The following is a 23,157-nucleotide window of genomic DNA, read 5'->3' on the forward strand; positions in this document are numbered from 1 at the left end:
ATTGCCTGTCAACCACAGCATCTTGTTAAAATAGCCTCAAATCTTGTTTTATGGTGAATATTCACATGGCTTCAACTGATTGGTTATCTCAAGGCACTTTGGTGCTTGCAAGTAATAACAAAGGCAAAATTGCAGAATTTGAAAAAATGTTTGCGGAACTGAATTTGCCTGTTGAAGTGATTCCACAAGGTCAGTTGAACATTGAAGATGCCATCGAAGACGGTCTAAGCTTTGTTGAAAATGCCATTATCAAAGCGCGTCATGCGTCGAAAATTTCAGGCAAGCCAGCCATTGCAGATGATTCTGGCATTTGCGTACCTGTGCTTGGTGGCGCACCGGGGATTTACTCTGCGCGCTATGCAGGTGAACATGGCAATGATGCCGCTAACAATGCCAAGTTGCTTGCTGACCTCAAACCACTCCGTAAAGAGGGTGAAGCCATCGAAGGGATGTTTGTATGTGTCTTGGCTTTGGTCCAACATGCAGAAGACCCACTCCCACAAATTTTCCAAGGGATTTGGCGCGGTGAAGTGATGGAAGCAGCACGCGGTGAAAATGGCTTTGGCTATGACCCACTGTTTTGGCTGCCTGAACTAAACGTTTCTAGTGCTGAATTATCAAAAGAAGAAAAAAATAAAATCAGCCATCGTGGTCAGGCGATGAAATTATTTAAAGCAAGTTTGAAATAATTTGAATTGGAGTTAATCTTAATGCCAAAGATTAACTCCAATCCCTGAATAAAAATAGAATAATTATGGCACTTCAACCGATACAGATCATATGCAACGCTTGCCATCACACTTCAACTGAAATCCCAACACGCTCATTTCTTGGTTTTCAAAAAATAAGCTGCCCTCATTGCCATGCGCAACTAACCTACCCGCTCACCTCAGGCTTTCGTACCACTTACGTTATTTTTGCAGTATTGATCGTGCTGTCGATCATGCTTAATCTGTCGCAAGGTCAGGTTGGATTTCCAGGCCTGATAGGTATCGCAATGATATACGCCCTCGTGCGTGATTGGCAGATTCGAAAACAGCTCAAGTAGTCGCCCTTTGCGGGCATCTATAATTCACTTTTCATTTTAAAGCGAAAAAAGATGCAAAATTAACCCATAAAAACTGACGACGATGCAGCTCATAATCGTGCCTGAAGCAATATAACGTGCCGAAGTGCCTGTTCCTTGATAATGCGTTTCTAAAGCCACAATATTGGCTGCAGGGGGTAAGCAGAACAGCATGAACATCACCCCAATATATTTCTCGATCTGGGGAATCGGAAGAAAGGCATAACTCAAACTACAGATCACCGCGCCAACGGTGAGTTTCATCGCATAAATACGACTACTGTTCATCAGATCACGCCACTGTACCTTAGTTTGGCGCAGCCACATGCCTAAGACGCACATCCCTGTGAAACTCATTCCAATTTTTGCAGCCTGATACAGCCAATCTAAGAGCTGATGTTCTTCTATATGCTGTAATCCAACTATTCGACAGACACCTGCAATCATCAAGGCAAATACAGGCGGTGACATCGCCACTTTTTGAATCACGCTCGACCATGGGAGTTGGGCTGAACTGACGGCTGTCACGGCCCACATATTGCCAAAGATAGAGCCACCGACATACAGAGCCACCATCGCTGCACTAATTTCAGGGCCAAACAGTGCTAATGCAAAAGGAAAACCCAGCCAAGCCAAGTTCAAATAACTGACACACAAGGCACGTAAACTATCTTTTAACAGCCAGCGAAATAAATAAAACATCAGCACGGCAACACTAAAGCTAAAGAGCATGAGTGCTAAACTGCCTGCTTGATAGAACACCATGTTGTAGATGATCACGGCTGGAATAAAACAGCGTGCAAGTAAGCTAGAGAAAATCGATTTGAGCGATGATGTTCCTGATAATGATGCCAATCCGAGGCCACTTAAAAAACCCAATATCGGAAGAAGAAACGCCACTACACCACCCTCACTGCTCAATCTATGCATAGTAACACTGAACATAAGCTTCGCGGCTGTCTTTAAACTGCAACATCTTGGTCACTTCACTGTCATCTACAACTGCTGAAATGTTGTGCAGACCAACAAGAGGATAACAAGATGGCTGGACTATCGATTTGGCATGTACTGATTTTTGCAATTGTGGTGATTTTACTCTTTGGTACATCAAAACTAAAAAACTTGGGCAAAGATGTCGGCGGCGCGGTCAAAGATTTCAAAAAGTCGATGCGTGATGAAGACACAGCAAACACACAGCTTAATGAGCCTCGCACGCTAGAGCATGAAGCTCAAAATAAAACCAATTCCTCAGTTCAAAGCTAAGGAGTTGTCATAATGCTTAATATTGGTATTAGCGAATTACTGGTGTTCAGCATTATTGCGCTGATCGTACTCGGCCCGGAAAAACTGCCTGAAGGTATCCGCTTTGCAGGCAAATGGTACGGGAAAGTTAAACGACTGATCAGTAACGTGCAAACAGATATTGATCGTGAGCTTCGCATGTCCGAACTTCGTGAAGAAATGCAAAAAGAAATGCAACGTATTCAACAGCTCGAAGCGCGTATGCAGGCGCAGATGAATGAATTGCAACAAACGCAACATCCCATAGAACAGACTGCGCAAAAACAACAAGAAGCAGTCCTACCTGACAATAAAAATTTATCCCCACGTTATCAGTACATCGAACGTGGTCAGAGCACGATATTTGCCGTGGTTACACCCCAAATGAAAATAAAGCACGAAATTAAAACAGATCAAGCTCCTATATTAAGTTCGACCGATGTATTAGCAGAATATCAGGTGGCCGTATGACAGATCTTTCACTGAATAATTCACAGAACACTGTGCCTGATTTGGAAGAAATGCCGATCACCAAACATTTGGTGATTTTGCGTCGGCATTTGATCAAAATTACAGGACTTATTTTGATTCTGTTCTTTTGTTTACTACCCTTTGCCAATCAAAGCTATCAATTGATGTCAGAGCCACTGCGTGCGCAGTTGCCGATGAACTCATCCATGATCGCAACGGATGTGACCGCCACCTTTATGGCGCCGTTCAAGTTGAATTTCTTTGTCGCGCTTATGCTCGCGATGCCTTTCGTGATTTATCAACTTTGGACCTTCATCAAACCTGCACTGTATGAAAAAGAGCGGCATTTGGCGATGCCCTTATTATTCGGCAGTATCGTCCTCTTCTATGCCGGTATTGCCTTTGCCTATTGGGTTGCCCTGCCATCCATCCTGCATTTTTTTATGAGTGTTTCCCCTGAAACGGTCGCCCCAATGACGGACATCAATAGTTATTTAAGTTTCTGCTTAAAGCTTTTTTTGGTGTTTGGGCTGACCTTTGAAATTCCCATCATCACGCTAATTTTGATTTTAATCGGGGTGGTATCTACTCAAACCTTGGTGGAGAAGCGTCGTTTTATTATCGTCGGCTGTTTTTTTGTCGCCATGTTTGCCACGCCACCCGATGCGCTTTCGATGATCATGCTGGCCATTCCCATGTGGATGCTCTTTGAGCTGGGTTTGTTCTTTGGCAAGCTGATTGAAAAACGACGTGCAACTACAACTTAAACAAACTGATGTTTCGACAATTTTGGTGAGTTTTACACCTAAGAGGCTGAGATAGCCTCTTTTTTTATGCGTCCATTTAATGTTTTGCAATTTACATGCAGCGAAATCCAAATGCCTATTTCATCAGTTTGCAACATTAGCTTCAAAGCATTGTCATATTTTATCGATAGTTTTATGTGATCAACTTTTACCCAGCACACCTTTGCCAGGATTTAAATTCATGACAAACATGCCATATAACGAAGATCAAGAACTTGATAACAACACTTCGGATAACCTTCATTTTCGTGACATTTTAGAACAACGCATCAGCCGTCGTAGCTTGATTACCAAGACTGCGAGTGGTGCAGTCGCACTTGCATTGGCATCTTCATTAACAGGGTGTAATGATGACAATGACTCAGGTTCAAATAGCAATACCAAACCACCTGTCACTGATCCAAATCAAAAACCGACCAAGTTCAATTTCACACCAGTGAAAAAGAATTTAGACGATATTGTGACTGTTCCTGAAGGCTATCAAGCGCATGTACTATATGCGATGGGTGACTCGATTAACCCTGCATACCCAGCATGGGATGATAACAATGTTCCTTCTGGCCCGAGCTTCCAATTCCGCTCTGGTGACTGCCATGACGGTATGAGCTTCTTTGGTTTAAATACCACCTCTGGACGTTATGATGCCAAGCAGTCTGACCAAGGTTTGTTGGTGATGAACCATGAATACATCAACCCGACCTTCTTGCACCCACAAGGCCCAACCAAAGTGGATGGTCGTCGCCCTGAAGATGAAGTCATCCGTGAAGTCAATGCACACGGTGTTTCTGTGATTCAAATTGAAAAAGACAGCAAGACTCAAGCCGTTAAACTGGTACAAAATTCTCCATTTAACCGTCGTATTACCGCATCGACCGTAATGGACTTTAAAGGCCCTGTAGCAGGCTCAAGCTTAGTTTGCACGAAATTTTCAACCAATAGCCAGCAAACCCGTGGTACACACAACAACTGCGGTAATGGCTATACCCCTTGGGGCACTTACCTGACAACAGAAGAAAACTTCATTGGTTACTTCGCTCGTGCAAAAGACGATGATGCCAAACGTAGTCCTGCTGAAATTGTGGCACTCAACCGTTATGGCCTAAAAGCGGGTGCAAACTCACGCTATGGTTGGGAAACGGCGATTGGAAGTAATGAGTCACAAGATTTATATGACCGTTGGTCAGCGAATGTTACCGGTACTCAGGCAGCAGAAGATTATCGTAATGGTCCAAACACCTTTGGTTGGATTGTCGAAATCGACCCATTTGACCGTCGTGAAAACCCCGTAAAACGTACAGCACTGGGTCGCTTTGCACATGAAGACTGCCGTGCAAGTCGCTTACGTGAAGATGACAACCTTGCGTTTTACATGGGCGATGACTCGCGCGGTGAATACATCTATAAATTTGTATCAGACCAAAAATGGAATAAAAAAGATGTCAACGGTGGCTATGCCGCGGGCGACAAATACATGAACAACGGTAAGTTATACGTTGCCAAATTTAACAATGATGGCAAAGGTCAATGGATTGAATTGAGCTATAACGTCAATGGTTTAAACCAAAGCAACAGCGTGTATCCGTTTAGCTCACAAGCAGATATTCTGACCTTCGCACGTCTTGCCGCAGATGCTGTCGGTGCTACCAAAATGGACCGCCCTGAATGGGTCGCTGTGCATCCAGACAATGGTGAAGTCTATGTGACTCTCACCAATAACTCGAACCGTGGTACGACGCATGCACTAGATGCTGCCAACCCTCGTAACTACACCGACCCTGAAGGTGGTAAAGGCAACGTCAACGGTCATATTATCCGTTTCCGTGAAGATGGTGATACAACCACAGCACTCAGCTTTACTTGGGATATTTACCTGTTTGGTGCTGAAGCAAAAATGGCGAGCAACATTAACTTATCTGGTCTAAATGACAATAATGACTTGTCATCACCTGATGGGATGTGGTTCGACCCACGTGGTGTGTTATGGATTCAAACCGATGACGGTGCTTATACCGATACCACCAACTGTATGATGCTTGCTGCACTTCCAGGTCAAGTCGGTGATGGCACAAAAGCTACGACCTCATCGGGTCAAGAAACCATTGTGGGGGCAAAGCTGAATGATGAAAACTTACGTCGCTTCCTGACTGGACCAAAAGAGTGTGAAATCACAGGTGTAACAATGACACCTGACTACAAAGCGATTTTTATCAATGTGCAACATCCCGGTGAAGATTCAGCATCCTATGCTGAACCGACCAGCCACTGGCCGGCATCACAAACCAATGCTGCAGCGACCTCACGTCCTCGCTCAGCGACCGTTGTCATCACCCGTAAAGATGGTCGAGTGATTGCTGGCGAAGCGGTAGAACAAGCTCAGCCAACACAAAAAACCGCATAAAACACCTTTAAAAAATAAGCCGACGAATCGTCGGCTTTTTTTATACCTTTAAATGCACTTGTATCTGGGTGATCTGTCCTTGTTGCTCACCCTGCTGCTGTTTTTCCTGCCAATGCCACTGTGAATCCCGCATACACAATAAATTTGAACAGCGGGTGCCATACACCGGACTTTGAATAAAGGTTGAAGACAGCAAATGTTCCATTTCCGCCTGAATCCCAGTATTGGGTAACAATGATGGAATGATTTTACGTTCATCTTCCAAAATATCCCACGCAGCAGCGTCTATATCCGCCTGTGGTTGCTGGCTTTGTAGCATCGGCAAAAATTCTTGAGTGAAACGTTTGCGTAAATGTCGGGTCTTTTCCCAATGTTCAGTCATTAAACCATTGGATGTGACATACCCCCCTTTGGCTAAGACTTGTGGTGCTTCACCGCGATTACTCATATAAACGGCTTGAGTGGCATCGCCAACGAATAAATTAAAGCCAGCATAATTACATTGGATTTGTTCCAGTGCTTGCGCAAACCGAATGGGCGTTTGCTCAGATTCTAAAAATTGCTGAATCAAAGCGCCACGTGAAGTGGGATATGTGGTCTGATCACGACCATCACGAAAATTGGTCACAATCGCCCAACGCCCTTGAGCGGTTATCCCCATCCATGTTCCACCAAACTGTAAGTCCTGCCCTGCAATAATCGGACTATCTACCCATTGCTTTAGGCCTGCCGTCGGTCGATGATAAAACTCATCACGATTCGAAATCAGGCAGAGTGGCATGTCATCCAAGACCTGCCAAGCAAAAGCCACAATGCACATATTCAACTCTCAATATCTTTACACATTGAATGTACAACATTTTTCAGCACATTCAGCTAAAATCTGTGCAAAACATAATGACAAGGAACAGCAATGCTGACATATCCAAATATCGACCCTGTGGCGATATCACTGGGGCCACTACAAGTTCACTGGTATGGTCTGATGTATTTATTGGCCTTTTTATTTGCATGGGGCTTGGCAAGCTACCGCGCAAAACAACGTGACGGCTGGAACGCAGAAATGGTCTCTGACCTGATTTTCTACGGTGCATTAGGTGTCGTGATTGGTGGACGCTTTGGCTATGTCTTCTTTTATGGTTTCGATCAATTCCTTGCCAACCCATTGTGGCTATTCCAAGTTTGGACAGGCGGCATGAGCTTCCATGGCGGTTTCCTTGGTGTCATGATTGCCATGTTACTGTGGTGCAAGAAATATAAAATGACTTGGTTCCAGACCCTCGACTTTATTGCACCCTGCGTTCCGACAGGCTTAATGTTTGGTCGTATTGGCAACTTTATTGGTGGCGAACTATATGGTCGTGCAGTGACTGACCCAAATTTTGCTTTCGGTATGATCTTCCCAACCGATCCACTTCAGTTGGTGCGCCATCCGTCGCAGCTTTATCAAGCACTCTGTGAAGGTTTAATTCTGTTTATCGTGCTGTGGTGGTTTAGTTCAAAACCTCGTCCACGTTATGCCGTTTCAGCCTTGTTCCTTATCGGATATGGTATCGCACGCTTCACCGTTGAATTCTTCCGTGAGCCGGACAATGGTCAACTGTTCATTGGATGGATGAGTAAAGGTCAGTTCCTGACGGTTCCGATGATTCTGATTGGCCTATGGATGATGTGGTATGCCTACCAGAAAAAAATCTATGACTGGGGTCCACAAAAAAGTCATTAATATTTTCTAAATGTCTTTAAGCAAGCGAGGTTTAAGCCTCGCTTTTTTATGCGCTGAAATTTACTCCTTCATACGCATTTACTGCACATGAAGTGACTGAATTAGACAACTGATCTGTGCTAAAGTTTATTCAGCTTATTTTTAAACTATCGATCCATGCTTGAATTTTGGTTTAACCCCAGCGTTTCTGTACTTAAAAAAATCTTGTTTTTTATTGCGATGGTCGTACTGACCAGTGTTCTGTATTGGATGGAACCCCTAACACTTCAAGCCATTCTAATGTTCATGGGTACAGGCGTCATTTTCCTGATTTGTCGTTATTGCAAGATTCATTTTGCAGCAAAAAACCCAACAGGTTTGCTCTATCGTTTATTGACCTGGATACCGATTGCACTGCTGTTAGCATTGGTTTTTATCAACATGAATAAGGGTGAAATTTTGATTCCGGGTGCTCAAGGCATTGGCTTTATGGCTTTGGCGATCTGCCTGCTCTCCCCGATTTCTCTACTGAATAAAAACGAGAAAACTTCACCCCAAGGTAAAGTTTAAATGCTGACGTTTTGGTACTCTGAGCGCTGTAACCGACAAATCAAGCTCTTCATTTGTATCAGTACCTGTGTGCTTATTTTTCTATGCGCTGAACAAAAACAACTTGATCCCCGCTTTGCGGGCATAAGTTTAGCCATTGGTTTGATGATTGATCTGCTTTATAAGCTCAGACAAGACAAACTAAAAACACTGTCTCCGTCATTAAAATGGGGTTTGGCTAGTTTGCCAATTTTATGTTTAGTGTGCTTAATTTATTTTCTACCCAATGAGCAACGCTGGATTTTAGCGCTGCAATGTATGGGCTTTGCGGCAATTGGATTATTTATCGTCTCGATCTACAGTCAGCGTGCAAAAAGGTTTGAAGACTAACCTTTTTGCAGCCATGGGCTGTTAATCCGCTAAGCGGTAATAGCTGTATTTCACATTTGGAGTTCGATAGACCGCATAACCCGCTTGACGATAATCAGACACCCAATCCTTACCTGAATATGCTGCGATATGACCATAACGGCTACTTTGATTGCGGTCGATAATATAAATATCGCCTTTCTTTGGTCGATCAAACGCTAAATTAATTTTTTGATAACCAATTTTTTGTAATGTGCTGCCCCAATCTGCTGCGGCAACGGGGTGACCGTTAAAACGTGCCCCTGCGGACTCAAGTGCTAAACGAACACTGCGGGCACATTTCTGAGTACTTCTTTGGCGGGTAATGCCTTGTAAAAATCCAGTCAAACGATCGATATCGATACGCTGACCATTGCGGGATACCACATTTTTAGTCGCTGCTTTTTGAGTGGTATTGGACTTGCCCGTATTTTTACTCGCCTGAGAACGAATTATGATATTTGCCTGAACTGGAGCATGCACTTCACTCAAGTTTACATTGTGATCATAAGCCATTCTTTAACCCACACTCCCGCCTGTATTTAGGCATTCAAAAATTTTAACGAGGGTGATAGTACCGCGTAAATTATGTTTTTTCATGTAAAAAATGTAAGATTTCTTAAACAAATCTTCACATTTAAATACGATCGTCTATTTTTAATTCAATTGGATTTATTTTTGATATCAAACTCTTAATCAAAAATAGCAGCCCAAAACCACCTCTTTAAAATGAGAAAAATCACGTGTATTTTTTTAATCAAACTTATCTGTATTTTTTTCAACGCTGCGAATGTAACATCGCTCAATATATAAACAATAGAGCTTAAGTTTTCTAATTTCATTCTTGATTTAACAGACATATTGTCTCGTTAACACTTGATGTAATTGTTATAAATAGGCGTCTTCAGCCCAGACAACTCAGCGCTTGTTGCCTGCAAAATTTGGTCATCACCCAATAAACACCGTATGTTTTGGATTTTTTAAACCTGACTATATTCAAGCGCCCATCACAGTTCCTTCCACACGCAAAACAAGCTAATATGTGCCACAAGAAATTTAGCAAATTATGAGAGAGACATGCGCCAGTATTTAGACCTTTTACAACACATTCTCGACAACGGCGGCGACAAGGGCGACCGTACGGGTACGGGAACACGTTCTGTATTTGGTCATCAAATGCGCTTCGATCTTTCTCAAGGTTTCCCTTTACTCACCACCAAGAAAGTTCATTTCCGCTCTATCGTGATTGAACTGTTGTGGTTCCTTAAAGGCGATACCAATGTTCAATATTTGCAAGACAACAAAGTCTCGATTTGGGATGAATGGTCTACAGCAGAACAAACTGCACGCTTCGGTCGTCCTGCCGGCGAATTAGGTCCTGTTTACGGTCATCAATGGCGTAATTTCGGTGCAACCAAAAAAGCCGATGGCCTATATGAACAAGATGGTTTTGACCAAATTAAATGGTTGGTCAATGAAATCAAAACCAATCCTAACTCACGTCGTCTAATCGTGTCGGGTTGGAATCCAAATGAGGCCGGTAATGTTGCATTGCCACCATGCCATACCTTGTTTCAATTTTTTGTTCAAAACGGAAAATTATCTTGCCAATTATATCAACGCAGTGCTGACGTTTTTTTGGGTGTGCCGTTTAACATTGCCAGCTATGCCCTGTTAACACACATGATTGCGCAAGTTTGTGGTCTAGGTGTAGGCGACTTCGTTTGGACCGGTGGGGATACACATTTATATGCCAACCATTTCGAACAAGCGCAGTTGCAATTGACACGTGAACCAATGGGTCTGTGCCAATTAAAACTCAATCCTGAAATTACCGATCTTTTCGATTTTAAATTTGAAGATATTGAAATCGTAGGTTATGAATCACATCCTGCGATTAAAGCCCCTGTTGCGGTTTAATTTCAGAAATCCCAAGTGAAAAGCAAAATCCCGCTTTACCTCAAGCGGGATTTTGCATTCTAATAGACGACAAATAATTCGGCTATTTGAGTTCAAACTATGGCATTTCAAAATTTAGAAATCGTGCACGTTGTCGCTATGGATCAGCGGCGCTGCATTGGTAAAGGTAATGATTTGCCGTGGCATATTTCTGCCGATTTACAGCACTTTAAAGCCATCACCCAAGGCGGTGTGGTGGTCATGGGACGCAAAACCTTAGAGTCTATGGGACGTACCCTACCGAAGCGTGTCAATTGGGTGATTACACGAGATAACACTTGGTCATTTGAAGGTACTAAAGTCGCATATAGTATCGATGAGGCGTTAACGCAAGCAGTTGCTGATGTCGCAAGTTCCGAAAAACCAACGAGTCTTTTTATTATTGGTGGTGGTGAAATTTTTAAGCAAACCATCGGCATCGCAGACCGTTTAGAACTCACGCATGTTGAACTGGATGTTCAAGGTGATGCGCATTATCCTGAAATTCCTGCGGACTTTCAAAAAGTGGCGTCAGAACAACATATCGACGACAAAACTGGGATTGCTTTTGAGTTCGCAACTTACCGAAAATAAAGAAAAATCTTAAGCTAAAAGAAAAATATGCAACAGAGTGACCAACAAGCAATGTTCAAAAAAATAGGGCGAAGTATTCTTCATGCTCTATTTAGTGTGTTTGTCCTCTGTTCTTCGATTTGGCTCTGTGCCGCCTTGTGGATACAGCAACCGGCAGGCTGGTTAGGCAGCCGCATTATCATTGGAATCTGGATTGCTTTTGCCCTGAGCATTTTAGGCATCTATATTACCCAACACTTTTTTAGCCGTCGTAAAGATGTCTTAATTTATATTATGGGCTTTATTTGCGGTCTATTTTGGTATTTTGGCATGGAGGCACGCCAAGATCGTGAATGGAATCCTGAAGTAGCAGAAATTCTACATTATGAAAACCAAGGCAATCTTGTCACCTTGCACAATGTGCGTAATTTCGACTGGCATGCCGATGGCAGCTATACCCCGCGTTGGGAAACCCGCCAATATGACCTGAGTCAAATCAATGGCGTCAACATCATTACCTCGTATTGGATGGGGCCGAAAATTGCCCATACTCTGGTCAGTTTTGATTTTGCTGACCGACCACCGCTGACATTTTCGATTGAAATTCGCAAAGAGAAAAACGAAGAATTCTCTGCGATTGGTGGTTTTTTCCGTAAATATGAACTGAGCCTCATTGCATCAGATGAAAAAGATATTATCTATACCCGCAGCAATACACGCGGAGAACAGGTTTATTTCTTCCCCGTAAACATGCCAAAATCTGAAATGCAGGCGCTGTTTGTAGAATATCTCCATAAAGCTGATGAACTGCAGACTCAACCTAAATGGTACAACACGCTCACCAGTAATTGTACAACACTGGTGTTTGACATGATTCAAGCGGTTTCCAAACATCAGCTTCCAACCGATTACCGCTTATTCGCATCGGGTTATTTGCCGAATTATTTGCATGACCTTCATGCCATAGACCAAAATTGGGATATGAAAACATGGTATCAAAAAGCCCATGTTAACCCCCGCGTCTCTCAAATTAAACAACTGAGCAGTGAACAATATTCGAAGTTAATCCGACAAGGTTTGCCGCATTCACAGTCTAATCCAAGCGCCAATCAATTGTAATTCTTAAATATTGATACAAATATGGCTAGCTTATCTGTGCGATATTTGCTTAGATAGTTGAAATGCTTCCACGGGGAAATTCCGATGCTAAAACAAATATTTGTTGCTGCAACTTTGGTTTCAACTTTAGTGGTGACAGGCTGTGAAACAATGCCTGCACAAGACAACACCATAACTGAAAATTTAAACCTATTACAAAACCGTACTTGGATTGCCACTCAGATTGGCAACACCCCAATTAAAACATCACCCAATGCGCATAATATTCCAAGCATTCAATTCGATGCGGCTTCAAAACGTGTCTCAGGTGCAGATGGCTGTAATCGTATAATGGGCGGCTATAATGCTGGCAAAGACACCATAACGTTTGGCCCGATTGCAGCGACACAGATGGCTTGTCTCAATAACAATGGGCTAGACCGACAGTACCATGCAGCACTCGAAAAGGTAACGCATTATCAAGTTTTTGGAAAAACTTTGAAATTACTAGACCGTCATGGCAATTTATTAATTCAATATGAAAGCGCCGTTCAACCGCGTTAAATCATTTTAAAAGTCTGCTTCGGCAGACTTTTTTATTCACTGTTCAGTCATGCCAGAGACATTTAATGCACATAAACTTGTGATTAGTATACAGACGTACATTGCAGTTTTTAGCTATAACCCCATATTAAACATCAGGGAACAAGATAGGATTTCACTATGCAACAAGCGGTATTTGGTGGTGGGTGCTTTTGGTGTGTAGAAGCAGTTTTTCTACAACTAAAGGGCGTGCAAACAGTCGTCAGTGGTTATGCAGGGGGAGTTACTCAGCATCCAAGCTATGAGCAAATCTGTGAGGGAAACACCCAACATGCAGAAGTCATTCAGATCAATTTTGATGACAGCCAAATCAGTTTTAGCCAATTGCTAGATGTATTTTTCGCAACTCACGATCCAACCACGCTGAACCGTCAAGGCAACGATGTCGGTATCCAGTATCGCTCAGTGATTTTCTATCAGGATGAATCACAAAAGCAGCTTGCTCAACAACGTATTGAAGAATTAAAAGCTGAAGGCATCAATATTGTGACTGAACTGAGTCCAATGCCGACCTTCTACCCTGCCGAAGAATATCATCAGAACTTCTTTGCACGTAACCCAAACCAAGGTTATTGTAATTTTTCAATACCACCTAAACTCATGAAATTACGTAGCAAATTTCAAGACCTACTCAAATCTGAGTGATCTAATTAAACGGCATCTATTTTCAAAATAGAGACATAAAAAAAGCGACATTTCAGTCGCTTTTTTTAGTTATCTTTGCTCAATGCTTAGTTATCACTGGCAAAGGCGATATCGCTGAGTCCGGCTCCACTCGCACGCGACATCACTTGCGCAACTGTGTCATAACGTGATTCTTTATCGGCTTTTAATACCAATGCAGGCTTACGTTCTTGCTGACCAGCTGTATTAAGACGACTTTCTAAATCTTCGAGCGTGACAATATCACCATTCCAAGCGATATCACCCGCTGAGTTAATACTGATGGTTACGCTTTCAGGCGGCAGATCAATCACTTCTGCAGTCGTTTGTGGCAAGGTTAATGGAATTGATGGGTTGGCAACAGTCGCAGTCACCAAGAAGATGATCATCAATACCAACATAATATCGATGAGCGGAATGAGGTTCATCTCATTCATGCCAGCATCGTTGTCTTCACCCAATTGAAAAGCCATTAAGCTTGACCTCCAGCTAAACTTTGCTGTGCAGTTTTCACGTCTTCTTTCTTCGCTGCAGATTCTTGTTGCAACATAGTATCAATCAATAAACCATGCGCTTGATCTTGCAATTCATTCGACAGTGTACGGTTAAAACGAACACAGATGTTATAAGCCAATACCGCAGGAATCGCCACAGCCAAACCAAGACCGGTCATGATCAAAGCTTCACCAACTGGTGTTGCTACTTGCGCTAAACCCGCTTGACCGCTTTTACCCACTGCTACAAGGGCATGGAAAATACCCCACACTGTACCGAACAAACCTACGAACGGTGCAATTGAAGCAATCGTACCCAATACAGATACGCCTTTTTCAGCATTAGCTTTTTCTACCGAAATTTGACGTAGTAATGCTTGTTCAGCCACAGCCTTACGTTGTTCAAAAGCCAAAGGAGCAAATTTCGCTTTCAGTTTGCTTAGTGCATCTGCAAGGTGGTTATACGCCACTTGTTTGAGCTGACGTGTGCCCATAATACGAAGAACGAAGATCGTCCAAGTCGCAATCGACATTGCAAGTAACACGAAATACAGTGTTTTGCTGACTGCATCTGCATGTTGCCAATAAACTGAAAAGTTCATATTCGAACTCCTAATGGGTTAGCCGGAATCTTAATTAAGTTTAAAGTTAAATGGTTGATCAACTCGCGTCGGAGTTGCGACACCATTATCAATATATTTGGATAAACGCGCACGCTTCACTGCTGCAGTCACTTTACGGTTCACAGCAGCGCCACAAGTCGAGTTTTTAATCGTTGCTGATTCGACTTTACCTTCAGCACTTGCTGCAATCGCAACTTCAACTGTACACGACGCTTTTAATTCACCATCTTCAAATTGAACATTCGGTTTCTTAATCCAACTGACACCATTACCAATGCTCACAGTTTTAGGTGTCGGTGGCGCAGGTGGTGCTGGAGGCGCAGGTGGTGGTGCAATAGGTGCCGGAGGTGTTGGTTCAACACGAACGACTTTCGTTTCAGAAACCACAGTTGAAACAACAGGTGTTGGTGGTACGTTTTTGACCGCTTCAACAGTTGGTTTCGGCGCATCTTTCTTTTTCACCTGTTCCACTTTTTCCACTTTCTTCGGTGGAGGTGGTAAAGGCTTATCTACAATTTTAACTTCTTTTGGCTTTGGTGGCTCTTTCTTCGGTTCTGGTTTTGGCTTTGGAGGTTCAGGTTTTTTCTCTTCAACAATCTTCACAAAACGAACTTTAATCGGATCTTTTTCGATCGGTTTAAGTTCTGGTGCTTTCATATTGCTGACCGCCCACAATACCCCCATATGCCCTACCACAACAGCGAGAAGCGCAGTAATGATTTTATTTTTCATCGGGTTAGGTGATTGCATCATTGGAGCGGGAGATTGACTCATTAAACTCAGTTACCTTGAAGAAGCGATTGCATTTATTTTGTCAAAAATACAATCATGCTCATCGGTTAGCACAATTAAAGTACGGCAATAATAAATGAGAAGTGTTTTCATTTGCAACTATTAATTCGTCAGTTTTAATGACTTTTTTTAATCATAATATAAAAAAGGCATACCTAAAGTATGCCCTTTTATTCAAAAATTCATCTCGTTTTATTGAAATACAACAGTTTTATTACCATCGACAATAATACGATCTTCAAGATGCCATTTGACTGCACGTGCGAGTACATTACGCTCTACGTCCTGACCTAACTCACGCAATTGTTCAACGGTAAAGTCGTGGCTTACACGCTCTACGTCTTGCTCAATAATCGGCCCTTGGTCAAGATCCGCAGTCACATAGTGTGCTGTCGCACCAATCAACTTCACACCTTTTTCATGCGCTTGTTTATATGGGTTCGCACCAACAAAGGCTGGGAGGAATGAATGGTGAATGTTGATCACTTTCATTTCCCATTTTTGAACAAATTCTTCGTCTAAAATTTGCATATAACGAGCAAGAACCAATAAATCATTGCCTTGCATCAATTGATCAATTTGCTCATAAGCTTCACGTTTGTTTTCTTTGTTTACAGGAACAACTTCAAACGGAATACCGAAATTTTCTACAGATTCACGTAAAGCCTCGTGGTTAGACACGACTTTGGTGATTTCACATGGCAAACCACCACGTGCATGACGCCACAACAGTTCAAGCAATGCATGGTCAACTTTAGACACCAAGATACCGACTTTCTTCACATCACTGACTAAAGCTAAACGCCAGTGCATGTTGTAACGCTCAGCAACATTGCTCGCAAATGTTTGAGTTAGACTTTCTTTACGGCTTTGTAAATTGTCCAATTCAAACTCAACACGCATGAAGTATCGCCCCCCTTGAGCTTCAGTCGCGTATTGATCAAGTGCGGTAATATTTGCTCCCTGATGATACAAAAAGCTCGATACAGCTTGCACAATCCCTGGTTTATCTTCACAGGTAATGAGTAAGCGTGCTGTGTTAGCGGTCGACATATTCATGTTGGTTTATATCACTAATCAGTTAAATTGAAAAAAGAGCCGAGTATTCTAACGCTTTTTAAAGCCAGACTAAATAGTCTTATTCAGTAACCTGATGCTTTGCGTTTGAAAGACTTGCAAATAAGTCCGACGGCCCTAAAGTATCGAGCAGTCGCTCATAGGTTTCACGGCTTTCACCACGTAGATATGCGCCTTCTAAGAACACCATTTGTCGTAGTGCTTGCCACACCCACTTTTCTTCCAAAGTGTTTGAGTCAGTAATATGGCCAGACATATAAAGGAAGTTGGTCCAGTTGGTCAGCACGATCCACAAGTTAATGGTTAAGGCCTCAATTTCAGAATCGGTCATCTGCATTAAGCCTGCGTCAACAAAGGCACGATAAATTTTCTGCCCTTGTTGCATGACTTGACCGGCAAAACGTGGATACATTTTGCGGAAATCTTCATTATTTTCGACCAAGTGATAAACATCACGATGTAAAAAGCGATAAGCCCATAATTGGCTACTTAACACTTGGAAATAGCGAATTTTATCATTGGCATCAAGCTGACGATCATCAGGAAGCGCTAACATTTCTAGCGTTTCATGCTGATATTGCTCCATTAATTCCTTAATAATTTCACTTTTATTTCGGAAATGGTAATACAAGTTACCTGGGCTCATTCCCAGTTCAGCAGCAATATGATTGGTTGTCACTGAACGCTCGCTACGCTCATTAAACAACTGCAAACTCAGCTGCAAAATACGTTCTTTCGTTTTTAAGGTTTTGGTGTGAGACATCCTAAAACAACCATTTATTTCAAAGCATTAGAACACTAACACATAAAGTAACTTGACTATTTAGAGTATTTGCTCTAAAAATTAATTAATCGCTAATTTGGATATGGTCGTGCGACATGAATAGTCAGACAAAAACAACTTCAATGACACCACATTCTTTTGATCACCAGCATCTCAACAATATGTTGGAACAGCAGAAACAAGCGTATTTACGTTACCCATTGCCTACAGCGAAGGAACGTATTGACCGTTTGGCTCGGCTTAAGCGTATCTTAGTTAAGTATCAAGATCAATTTGCTGATGCAATTAATCAAGACTATGGTAACCGTTCTATCGGTGAAACCAAGATTGGTGAGTTACTCACATGTCTTGAGCACATCAAATATTATAGCAAGCATTTGACAGACTGGATGAAACCATCCAAACGCCATGTCGGAATTATTCACCAACCTGCAAAAGCATGGGTGCAATATCAACCGCTTGGTGTCGTCGGCATTATTACGCCATGGAACTACCCACTGCTTCTTTCTATAGGCCCACTGATTTGTGCTTTGGCTGCGGGCAACCATGCCATGATCAAAATCTCGAGTGCCTCTGCGGCATTCGGTGATGTGCTAGAAAAAGCTCTCGCAGAAGCATTTCCTCAAGAATTGGTCGCAGTCGTCAACGGTGGTGGCCCAATTTCAGATGCGTTTAGTCACCTTGCCTTCGACAAAATGATTTTTACTGGCTCGACCAATGTCGGTAAAACCGTCATGGCGGCAGCGTCTGAAAACTTAGTTCCGGTGATTTTAGAATTAGGCGGAAAGTCACCTGTATTGGTTCATCCGTCTATTGACCTTGCAGATGTCGCACAGCGTCTTGCGGTTGGTAAACTTTGGAATGCAGGTCAAACTTGTGTTGCACCTGACTATGTGTTCTTACCTCGTGGTAAAACAGCTGAATTTTTAGATCACTATAAAGTGTGCGTTGAAGCCATGTACCCAAGTATTGCCCAAAATCAGGACTACACCTCGATTATTAATGACAAGCAGTACAACCGCCTACAAGGTTATTTAGAAGATGCGCGTGATCAAGGCGCACAAATCATCAGTTTTAACCCACAAAATGAAGATGTGGACGCTGTACGTAAAATTGCACCGACTGTTTTAACGGGTGTCACTCCAGACATGCAAATTATGCAGCATGAAATCTTCGGTCCGATCCTTCCGATCATGGAATATGATCAAATTGACGAGGTTATTGCTTTTATTAATAGCCGTCCTCGTCCACTTGCTTTATACTATTTCGACTTTGATCAGGCACGTGCCGACTATGTCGCAACACGTACCCATTCAGGACATTTCGGACAAAACACGGTATTAACCCATGTTGCTCAAGATGACCTGCCGTTTGGCGGTGTGGGGGCTTCGGGTATGGGGAAATATCATGGTCCAGAAGGTTTCTTCAGTTTGTCGCATGAACGCTCGGTGATGTCGAATCCAAAACTCTATAGTTTGAAATTCATTCTTCCACCGTTCAATAAGCCGATCCACAAACTGATTTCGAAGACACTTCTTCGATAAACGATCAAGGCATGAACGATCACACCAGGTGATCGTTCGTTTTATGCAAAATCGCTTGTCTTTTAAGCGCATTTTTGATATAAAACGCCCCTTGAATGAATTCAATGTTTTTTTTTGACTGGCCATACAGATTTGCTGTTGGCTAAATCAATGGAGTTACACCATGTCTAAGGTTTGCCAAGTTACCGGCAAGCGTCCAGTCGTTGGTAACAACGTCTCACACGCCAACAACAAAACTAAACGCCGGTTCGAGCCGAACCTGCATCACCACCGTTTTTGGTTAGAAAGCGAAAAACGTTTCGTACGTCTTCGTCTAACTACTAAAGGTATGCGTATTATCGACAAATTGGGCATCGAAAAGGTTGTTGCTGACCTACGTGCTCAAGGTCAAAAGATCTAAGGAGCTACGAACATGCGTGATAAAATTCGCCTAGTTTCTTCTGCTGGTACAGGTTATTTCTACACTACCACTAAGAACAAACGTACTATGCCGGAAAAAATGGAAATCAAAAAATTTGATCCAAAAATCCGTCAACACGTAATTTTCAAAGAAGCTAAAATCAAATAATTTTAGTTTTTTGAAAAAAACGACCTGCTTAGGTCGTTTTTTTTTGCATTTTTTTTATTCGAATTGCTAAACTTTCAAAATGCTTTTGGCACTTTTTGTGCTTGTCTTTTTTACCCTTAACTTAGGCTTAAGGAGTTTTTAGTGCCTCATGATGTAGAACTCATAATATTACTTGCTGTTGGCTTTGGTTTTGCCTTAATTTTTGGCTATATTGCTGCACGCCTGCGACTTCCTCCCCTCATCGGCTATCTGATTGCCGGTATTATTATTAGCCCAAACACACCAGGGGTAGTTGGCGATATCCATCTCGCTAACCAATTGGCCGAACTCGGTGTCATGTTCCTGATGTTTGGCGTGGGTATGCACTTTTCACTCAATGATTTGATGCAAGTCCGTCGTATTGCCCTCCCCGGTGCCATTTTACAAATTGCAGTGGCGACCTTACTCGGTATGGGAATTTCCATGCTTTGGGGCTGGAGCATGGGTTCAGCTTTAGTGTTTGGCTTAAGTTTGTCGTGTGCAAGTACTGTCGTTCTACTCAAAGCCTTAGGTGATCGAGGCTTACTTAACTCCGTGAATGGTAAAATTGCTGTAGGTTGGCTCTTGGTTGAAGATCTGGTCATGGTCTTGGTTCTGGTCTTACTCCCTGCCACAGCAGTATTGCTTGGTGGACAGCCACTCACAGAAAGTAGTGCAGATGAAAATATCTGGCTCACCCTTGGTATTACCTTACTCAAAGTGGCAGGTTTTATTGCCTTCATGCTGATCATTGGTAAACGCTTAGTGCCAATGATTATGCAAGTGGTTGCACGCTTAGGCTCACGTGAATTATTCACGCTTACCGTGGTTGCAGCAGCTGTGTCTATTGCCTTTGGTGCCTACAAGGTATTTGGTGTATCCATGGCACTGGGCGCATTTTTTGCCGGTATGGTGGTCAAAGAGTCTGACTTTAGTCACCGTGCTGAAGAAGAAACTCTTCCGCTTCGTGAAATTTTTTCGATTTTGTTTTTCGTCTCCGTTGGCATGCTGTTTGATCCACGGATCTTGATTGAACAACCGCTTCATGTCTTAGCAGTAGTCGGCATTATCATGATTGGTAAGACCATCGCTGCAATGGCGTTGGTGTTGTTCTTCCGTTACCCCATCAATACCGCATTAACCGTTGGGGCAAGCTTGGCGCAAATTGGTGAGTTCTCATTTATTTTGGCGACCTTGGGTGTATCTCTAAACCTCCTTTCTATGGAAGGACAAAACCTGATACTGGCAGGTGCATTAATCTCGATTACGCTGAATTCATTTGTATTTTCTGCAATCGAGCCTATGCAGCGACTCATCCGTGAGCGCTCGAATTTGGCCCGTTTACTGGAACGTAGTAGTGACCCATTAGCCATGTTGCCTGATGAGGTCTCACAGGATTATCTACGTGATCAGGTGGTACTGATTGGTCATGGTGAAGTCGGTCGTCGCATTACCCGTGAATTAATGAATGAAAACATTAAAGTGGTTATTGCTGAAGAAAATCGTGAAATCGTGGAAAACTTACGGGAAAAAGGCATCGCTGCGGTATCCGGTGTGGCAACAGAACCCGGCGTTTTAATTCAAGCCCATATTCAACACGCACGCCTTTTGGTCATTTCACCTATGGATATTTTAGATATTCATAAAATTGTCGACATTGCCAAAATGCTGAATCCGTCTATCCAAGTATTGGTTTGTGCGGAAAGCAAAGAAGAAGCTGAAGTCATTCGTCGCGACAATGTCGGTGAGGTTTATTATGCCAAAGAGGAAATGGCGAAAAATATGAGCAATCATATTTTAAATCAAATCCAAATTGCCCATCATCAAACACCGACACACTAAGTGCCTAAATAAAACGCTTAGGGGCGATACAAAAAAGGCGATGCATTTAAGCATCGCCTTTTTTTAAACTGATAAAATTCAGCATTTTCAAAATTACAAATAATTGAATTTAAAAAACATATTGATAAAATAAGCATCAAACGAAGCATCATTTTTAAAAACTTCAAACGAGAAACGAGAAACGAGAAACGAGAAACGAGAAACGAGAAAAACATGTACATCCTCTATTTAGGCCTTGCCATTATTTTGATTGGCGGTCTGGGCTTTCTCATCGCTGCATTTAAAACCAGTATTTTATGGGGGCTGGGCTGTCTATTGTTTTATCCCATTTCCATCGTCTTTCTGATTCTGTATTGGCAAGATGCCAAAAATCCTTTTTTCTTACAGCTCATCGGGGTCTTTATTGTATTTTTAGGTTCGATACTGATCTCACCTACTGAACTGGGCACAGTCTAAGTGCCATTTTGGGTATAAAAAAACGCACCGAAAGGTACGTTTTCATCATGATCTAAAAATCAGTGCCTATATGATTAGCTCATATATTTAGGCTTTTCATCGACCACTTCGGCATGCCATTCATCCACTTGTTTTTCTAACAAACCAAACAATGCAGCCTGAATCATTTGCTGAGCGATCACACTCATTTGATCGCCCAAAATATTGCGTAATTCTTCATTGAATTGGATAGTCACCAAAGGCTCTTTTTCTGAGCCTGCATTACGCAATGCCAACTCACCACCTTCCAATTGAACCAGCTCTAAAATTGCTTCCTGGTTCCCAAAGAGTTCTTTCAACTGTTCTATAGACATATATCCCTCCATGCGCAACATGGTGATAAAGGCATCTGCACTTTGTATTACTTAGATAATCTTATATCGGGTTAAATAAATTTATTTCAAGTAGCAATAGTCCGATTAGAATTCCACCATCTCGTTACGAAATCCATCAATCAATTGGGTTAGATCACGATGCCATTCACGCAAAATAGCGGTATCTGGCAACCATGCTTGCAGTGTTTGAGTGACTTTAATAATTAAATTTGAAGACGTTTCATCTTCTGGCTCTGGTGCAGACGGTTCAGGTGCATACTGACACATACGATGTGCGCGTTTCAGCTCTGCAATAAAACCCTGCTTTGCCAATTGCTGCATAACAGTCACTTCAGGTGATACCTGACCTTTTTCAGCCATCAGCGTTTCAATCGACTTTAACGTGGGCGCAGGATCATTTAAACGATAGTAACGCACCAACTCTTGTAAAAACGCAAGTACTGCACCATGCAAATGAAAAACCGCTGCTTCGCGATAAGCCTGAGCTTGTTGAACATGATCGGTCTGCTCGGCTTGCTGACATGCAAGACGGGTAAAATATAACTTTTGATTGGTACGATCAGCATGAAAGCGAGCAACACGAGACATGAACAATTCCCTAAATTTTGGCGTTTTTCTACATGAATAAGCTTAAACGGATTTTTAGGAAATTCACAATAAATATTATGGATGATCGATTTCAATTAAATAAATGTCATGCTTTGCGGGAACAGGCATATCCTAATTAATCATCCTGATATTTTCCAGACGCCAAGCCCAGTACCCTGCTGCCCAATATGTCGCCTGCGCTTGCTCTACCTCTGTTTCAGTCCATGCATGAACGTCATATACATCGACCATCGCCACTGCACGTCCAATATCTTCATCTCCGCTTTCATACAAGTAGCGTTGATTTTCCACAATCACTAAATCTTTTAAAGGCAAATGCTCAGGCTGCCATGAGCGGACTTCAAGCGTTTTACGTCCGCACGCAATGTTCGAACCAGATGGCGCAACAATCGACAAGGCCGAGTAGCGTTTTTTCAT

Annotated in this window: 29 protein-coding genes; 18 read left to right on the top strand and 11 right to left on the bottom strand. The window is 42.5% G+C overall.

The features are described 5' to 3' along the window. Positions 1-65 precede the first annotated feature (65 nt). Positions 66-689 (top strand): RdgB/HAM1 family non-canonical purine NTP pyrophosphatase, encoded by a 624-nt coding sequence (rdgB, locus tag FTV04_RS05485; protein WP_078192870.1) that lies wholly within the window; start codon positions 66-68, stop codon positions 687-689. Between the two features lie 395 nt (positions 690-1,084). On the opposite strand, the gene FTV04_RS05490 is transcribed toward rdgB, so the two are convergent. Continuing rightward, positions 1,085-1,966, bottom strand: a complete 882-nt coding sequence (locus FTV04_RS05490; protein ID WP_180088989.1) for a permease — start codon at positions 1,964-1,966, stop codon at positions 1,085-1,087. A 141-nt stretch (positions 1,967-2,107) separates the two neighbouring features. Between FTV04_RS05490 and tatA the strand changes: the two genes are divergently transcribed. From tatA to FTV04_RS05510, 4 genes are all read left to right on the top strand, one after another. Continuing rightward, complete coding sequence (gene tatA / locus FTV04_RS05495; protein ID WP_180010203.1) at positions 2,108-2,329, top strand: Sec-independent protein translocase subunit TatA; 222 nt, start codon at positions 2,108-2,110, stop codon at positions 2,327-2,329. A gap of 12 nt (positions 2,330-2,341) precedes the next feature. Beyond that, entirely contained in the window at positions 2,342-2,818 is a 477-nt protein-coding gene (gene tatB / locus FTV04_RS05500; protein ID WP_111884053.1) for a Sec-independent protein translocase protein TatB, read from the top strand. Further along, on the top strand, positions 2,815-3,585 hold the full coding sequence (tatC, locus tag FTV04_RS05505; RefSeq protein ID WP_180088990.1) for a twin-arginine translocase subunit TatC: 771 nt from the start codon (positions 2,815-2,817) through the stop codon (positions 3,583-3,585). The genes tatB and tatC overlap by 4 nt, the downstream gene beginning before the upstream one ends. A gap of 220 nt (positions 3,586-3,805) precedes the next feature. Then, a complete protein-coding gene (locus FTV04_RS05510; RefSeq protein WP_180088991.1) occupies positions 3,806-6,022 on the top strand; it encodes a PhoX family phosphatase in 2,217 nt (738 codons plus the stop codon). A gap of 40 nt (positions 6,023-6,062) precedes the next feature. Here FTV04_RS05510 and FTV04_RS05515 read toward each other — a convergent pair whose 3' ends face one another. Further along, positions 6,063-6,842: an NRDE family protein gene (locus tag FTV04_RS05515; protein ID WP_180088992.1), complete on the bottom strand. Its 780-nt coding sequence runs from the start codon at positions 6,840-6,842 to the stop codon at positions 6,063-6,065. A 93-nt stretch (positions 6,843-6,935) separates the two neighbouring features. Here FTV04_RS05515 and lgt point away from each other — a divergent pair, with 93 nt between their 5' ends. The 3 genes from lgt to FTV04_RS05530 all read left to right on the top strand — a co-directional run bounded on the left by lgt (position 6,936) and on the right by FTV04_RS05530 (position 8,666). Further along, positions 6,936-7,748: a prolipoprotein diacylglyceryl transferase gene (gene lgt, locus FTV04_RS05520; protein WP_180088993.1), complete on the top strand. Its 813-nt coding sequence runs from the start codon at positions 6,936-6,938 to the stop codon at positions 7,746-7,748. Between the two features lie 156 nt (positions 7,749-7,904). Continuing rightward, positions 7,905-8,297 carry a hypothetical protein gene (locus FTV04_RS05525; protein WP_180004560.1) on the top strand — a complete coding sequence of 131 codons (393 nt, stop codon included), beginning with the start codon at positions 7,905-7,907 and terminating at the stop codon, positions 8,295-8,297. Next, positions 8,298-8,666, top strand: a complete 369-nt coding sequence (locus tag FTV04_RS05530; protein WP_180010198.1) for a hypothetical protein — start codon at positions 8,298-8,300, stop codon at positions 8,664-8,666. A gap of 21 nt (positions 8,667-8,687) precedes the next feature. On the opposite strand, the gene FTV04_RS05535 is transcribed toward FTV04_RS05530, so the two are convergent. Further along, complete coding sequence (locus tag FTV04_RS05535) at positions 8,688-9,200, bottom strand: peptidoglycan amidohydrolase family protein (protein ID WP_168377881.1); 513 nt, start codon at positions 9,198-9,200, stop codon at positions 8,688-8,690. Positions 9,201-9,761: 561 nt separating this feature from the next. On the opposite strand from FTV04_RS05535, the gene thyA reads away from it, so the two are divergent. The 5 genes from thyA to msrA all read left to right on the top strand — a co-directional run bounded on the left by thyA (position 9,762) and on the right by msrA (position 13,541). Then, a complete protein-coding gene (thyA, locus tag FTV04_RS05540; protein WP_078189681.1) occupies positions 9,762-10,604 on the top strand; it encodes a thymidylate synthase in 843 nt (280 codons plus the stop codon). A gap of 99 nt (positions 10,605-10,703) precedes the next feature. Then, positions 10,704-11,216 carry a dihydrofolate reductase gene (locus FTV04_RS05545; protein WP_180088994.1) on the top strand — a complete coding sequence of 171 codons (513 nt, stop codon included), beginning with the start codon at positions 10,704-10,706 and terminating at the stop codon, positions 11,214-11,216. A gap of 27 nt (positions 11,217-11,243) precedes the next feature. After that, complete coding sequence (locus FTV04_RS05550; protein WP_180088995.1) at positions 11,244-12,314, top strand: DUF4105 domain-containing protein; 1,071 nt, start codon at positions 11,244-11,246, stop codon at positions 12,312-12,314. An 84-nt stretch (positions 12,315-12,398) separates the two neighbouring features. Continuing rightward, positions 12,399-12,857 (top strand): META domain-containing protein, encoded by a 459-nt coding sequence (locus tag FTV04_RS05555; RefSeq protein ID WP_180073297.1) that lies wholly within the window; start codon positions 12,399-12,401, stop codon positions 12,855-12,857. Between the two features lie 159 nt (positions 12,858-13,016). After that, entirely contained in the window at positions 13,017-13,541 is a 525-nt protein-coding gene (gene msrA, locus FTV04_RS05560; protein WP_180088996.1) for a peptide-methionine (S)-S-oxide reductase MsrA, read from the top strand. 86 nt (positions 13,542-13,627) lie between these two features. Here msrA and FTV04_RS05565 read toward each other — a convergent pair whose 3' ends face one another. The 5 genes from FTV04_RS05565 to FTV04_RS05585 all read right to left on the bottom strand — a co-directional run bounded on the left by FTV04_RS05565 (position 13,628) and on the right by FTV04_RS05585 (position 17,308). Then, positions 13,628-14,032, bottom strand: a complete 405-nt coding sequence (locus FTV04_RS05565) for a biopolymer transporter ExbD (protein WP_078189686.1) — start codon at positions 14,030-14,032, stop codon at positions 13,628-13,630. Continuing rightward, on the bottom strand, positions 14,032-14,655 hold the full coding sequence (locus FTV04_RS05570) for a MotA/TolQ/ExbB proton channel family protein (RefSeq protein WP_078192725.1): 624 nt from the start codon (positions 14,653-14,655) through the stop codon (positions 14,032-14,034). Before FTV04_RS05570 ends, FTV04_RS05565 begins: the two co-directional genes overlap by 1 nt. A 30-nt stretch (positions 14,656-14,685) precedes the next feature. Beyond that, complete coding sequence (locus FTV04_RS05575; protein ID WP_180088997.1) at positions 14,686-15,450, bottom strand: TonB family protein; 765 nt, start codon at positions 15,448-15,450, stop codon at positions 14,686-14,688. Positions 15,451-15,660: 210 nt separating this feature from the next. Next, entirely contained in the window at positions 15,661-16,527 is an 867-nt protein-coding gene (gene purU / locus FTV04_RS05580) for a formyltetrahydrofolate deformylase (protein ID WP_078189689.1), read from the bottom strand. Between the two features lie 79 nt (positions 16,528-16,606). Then, the gene (locus tag FTV04_RS05585) at positions 16,607-17,308 is read right to left on the bottom strand and encodes a TetR/AcrR family transcriptional regulator (protein ID WP_180055631.1); all 702 of its coding nucleotides are present in this window, start codon (positions 17,306-17,308) and stop codon (positions 16,607-16,609) included. A gap of 116 nt (positions 17,309-17,424) precedes the next feature. On the opposite strand from FTV04_RS05585, the gene FTV04_RS05590 reads away from it, so the two are divergent. The 5 genes from FTV04_RS05590 to FTV04_RS05610 all read left to right on the top strand — a co-directional run bounded on the left by FTV04_RS05590 (position 17,425) and on the right by FTV04_RS05610 (position 21,757). Continuing rightward, positions 17,425-18,873, top strand: a complete 1,449-nt coding sequence (locus FTV04_RS05590; protein ID WP_180007171.1) for a coniferyl aldehyde dehydrogenase — start codon at positions 17,425-17,427, stop codon at positions 18,871-18,873. A 163-nt stretch (positions 18,874-19,036) separates the two neighbouring features. Further along, positions 19,037-19,273: a 50S ribosomal protein L28 gene (rpmB, locus tag FTV04_RS05595; protein WP_000048256.1), complete on the top strand. Its 237-nt coding sequence runs from the start codon at positions 19,037-19,039 to the stop codon at positions 19,271-19,273. Between the two features lie 12 nt (positions 19,274-19,285). Further along, positions 19,286-19,441, top strand: coding sequence for a 50S ribosomal protein L33 (gene rpmG / locus FTV04_RS05600; RefSeq protein ID WP_001205031.1), 156 nt, complete (start codon positions 19,286-19,288; stop codon positions 19,439-19,441). 141 nt (positions 19,442-19,582) lie between these two features. Further along, positions 19,583-21,301: a cation:proton antiporter gene (locus FTV04_RS05605; RefSeq protein WP_168377889.1), complete on the top strand. Its 1,719-nt coding sequence runs from the start codon at positions 19,583-19,585 to the stop codon at positions 21,299-21,301. A gap of 213 nt (positions 21,302-21,514) precedes the next feature. Next, positions 21,515-21,757 carry a hypothetical protein gene (locus FTV04_RS05610; protein ID WP_078192731.1) on the top strand — a complete coding sequence of 81 codons (243 nt, stop codon included), beginning with the start codon at positions 21,515-21,517 and terminating at the stop codon, positions 21,755-21,757. Between the two features lie 74 nt (positions 21,758-21,831). On the opposite strand, the gene FTV04_RS05615 is transcribed toward FTV04_RS05610, so the two are convergent. The 3 genes from FTV04_RS05615 to FTV04_RS05625 all read right to left on the bottom strand — a co-directional run bounded on the left by FTV04_RS05615 (position 21,832) and on the right by FTV04_RS05625 (position 23,157). Further along, positions 21,832-22,110 (bottom strand): hypothetical protein, encoded by a 279-nt coding sequence (locus FTV04_RS05615; protein WP_078192732.1) that lies wholly within the window; start codon positions 22,108-22,110, stop codon positions 21,832-21,834. A gap of 105 nt (positions 22,111-22,215) precedes the next feature. After that, positions 22,216-22,719, bottom strand: a complete 504-nt coding sequence (locus tag FTV04_RS05620) for a DUF6586 family protein (RefSeq protein ID WP_180088998.1) — start codon at positions 22,717-22,719, stop codon at positions 22,216-22,218. Between the two features lie 132 nt (positions 22,720-22,851). Continuing rightward, on the bottom strand, positions 22,852-23,157 hold the full coding sequence (locus FTV04_RS05625) for an ASCH domain-containing protein (RefSeq protein ID WP_168377890.1): 306 nt from the start codon (positions 23,155-23,157) through the stop codon (positions 22,852-22,854).

The organism is Acinetobacter sp. YH12219 (assembly GCF_013417875.1).
Classification (GTDB): domain Bacteria; phylum Pseudomonadota; class Gammaproteobacteria; order Pseudomonadales; family Moraxellaceae; genus Acinetobacter; species Acinetobacter amyesii.

What these genes read in the sequence shown, in the direction of transcription:
- rdgB (WP_078192870.1), top strand. Translation starts at nt 66, where the DNA reads ATGGCTTCAACTGATTGGTTATCTCAAGGCACTTTGGTGCTTGCAAGT.
- tatA (WP_180010203.1), top strand. Translation starts at nt 2,108, where the DNA reads ATGGCTGGACTATCGATTTGGCATGTACTGATTTTTGCAATTGTGGTG.
- tatB (WP_111884053.1), top strand. Translation starts at nt 2,342, where the DNA reads ATGCTTAATATTGGTATTAGCGAATTACTGGTGTTCAGCATTATTGCG.
- tatC (WP_180088990.1), top strand. Translation starts at nt 2,815, where the DNA reads ATGACAGATCTTTCACTGAATAATTCACAGAACACTGTGCCTGATTTG.
- FTV04_RS05510 (WP_180088991.1), top strand. Translation starts at nt 3,806, where the DNA reads ATGACAAACATGCCATATAACGAAGATCAAGAACTTGATAACAACACT.
- FTV04_RS05515 (WP_180088992.1), bottom strand. Translation starts at nt 6,842, where the DNA reads ATGTGCATTGTGGCTTTTGCTTGGCAGGTCTTGGATGACATGCCACTC.
- lgt (WP_180088993.1), top strand. Translation starts at nt 6,936, where the DNA reads ATGCTGACATATCCAAATATCGACCCTGTGGCGATATCACTGGGGCCA.
- FTV04_RS05525 (WP_180004560.1), top strand. Translation starts at nt 7,905, where the DNA reads ATGCTTGAATTTTGGTTTAACCCCAGCGTTTCTGTACTTAAAAAAATC.
- FTV04_RS05530 (WP_180010198.1), top strand. Translation starts at nt 8,298, where the DNA reads ATGCTGACGTTTTGGTACTCTGAGCGCTGTAACCGACAAATCAAGCTC.
- FTV04_RS05535 (WP_168377881.1), bottom strand. Translation starts at nt 9,200, where the DNA reads ATGGCTTATGATCACAATGTAAACTTGAGTGAAGTGCATGCTCCAGTT.
- thyA (WP_078189681.1), top strand. Translation starts at nt 9,762, where the DNA reads ATGCGCCAGTATTTAGACCTTTTACAACACATTCTCGACAACGGCGGC.
- FTV04_RS05545 (WP_180088994.1), top strand. Translation starts at nt 10,704, where the DNA reads ATGGCATTTCAAAATTTAGAAATCGTGCACGTTGTCGCTATGGATCAG.
- FTV04_RS05550 (WP_180088995.1), top strand. Translation starts at nt 11,244, where the DNA reads ATGCAACAGAGTGACCAACAAGCAATGTTCAAAAAAATAGGGCGAAGT.
- FTV04_RS05555 (WP_180073297.1), top strand. Translation starts at nt 12,399, where the DNA reads ATGCTAAAACAAATATTTGTTGCTGCAACTTTGGTTTCAACTTTAGTG.
- msrA (WP_180088996.1), top strand. Translation starts at nt 13,017, where the DNA reads ATGCAACAAGCGGTATTTGGTGGTGGGTGCTTTTGGTGTGTAGAAGCA.
- FTV04_RS05565 (WP_078189686.1), bottom strand. Translation starts at nt 14,032, where the DNA reads ATGGCTTTTCAATTGGGTGAAGACAACGATGCTGGCATGAATGAGATG.
- FTV04_RS05570 (WP_078192725.1), bottom strand. Translation starts at nt 14,655, where the DNA reads ATGAACTTTTCAGTTTATTGGCAACATGCAGATGCAGTCAGCAAAACA.
- FTV04_RS05575 (WP_180088997.1), bottom strand. Translation starts at nt 15,450, where the DNA reads ATGAGTCAATCTCCCGCTCCAATGATGCAATCACCTAACCCGATGAAA.
- purU (WP_078189689.1), bottom strand. Translation starts at nt 16,527, where the DNA reads ATGAATATGTCGACCGCTAACACAGCACGCTTACTCATTACCTGTGAA.
- FTV04_RS05585 (WP_180055631.1), bottom strand. Translation starts at nt 17,308, where the DNA reads ATGTCTCACACCAAAACCTTAAAAACGAAAGAACGTATTTTGCAGCTG.
- FTV04_RS05590 (WP_180007171.1), top strand. Translation starts at nt 17,425, where the DNA reads ATGAATAGTCAGACAAAAACAACTTCAATGACACCACATTCTTTTGAT.
- rpmB (WP_000048256.1), top strand. Translation starts at nt 19,037, where the DNA reads ATGTCTAAGGTTTGCCAAGTTACCGGCAAGCGTCCAGTCGTTGGTAAC.
- rpmG (WP_001205031.1), top strand. Translation starts at nt 19,286, where the DNA reads ATGCGTGATAAAATTCGCCTAGTTTCTTCTGCTGGTACAGGTTATTTC.
- FTV04_RS05610 (WP_078192731.1), top strand. Translation starts at nt 21,515, where the DNA reads ATGTACATCCTCTATTTAGGCCTTGCCATTATTTTGATTGGCGGTCTG.
- FTV04_RS05615 (WP_078192732.1), bottom strand. Translation starts at nt 22,110, where the DNA reads ATGTCTATAGAACAGTTGAAAGAACTCTTTGGGAACCAGGAAGCAATT.
- FTV04_RS05620 (WP_180088998.1), bottom strand. Translation starts at nt 22,719, where the DNA reads ATGTCTCGTGTTGCTCGCTTTCATGCTGATCGTACCAATCAAAAGTTA.
- FTV04_RS05625 (WP_168377890.1), bottom strand. Translation starts at nt 23,157, where the DNA reads ATGAAAAAACGCTACTCGGCCTTGTCGATTGTTGCGCCATCTGGTTCG.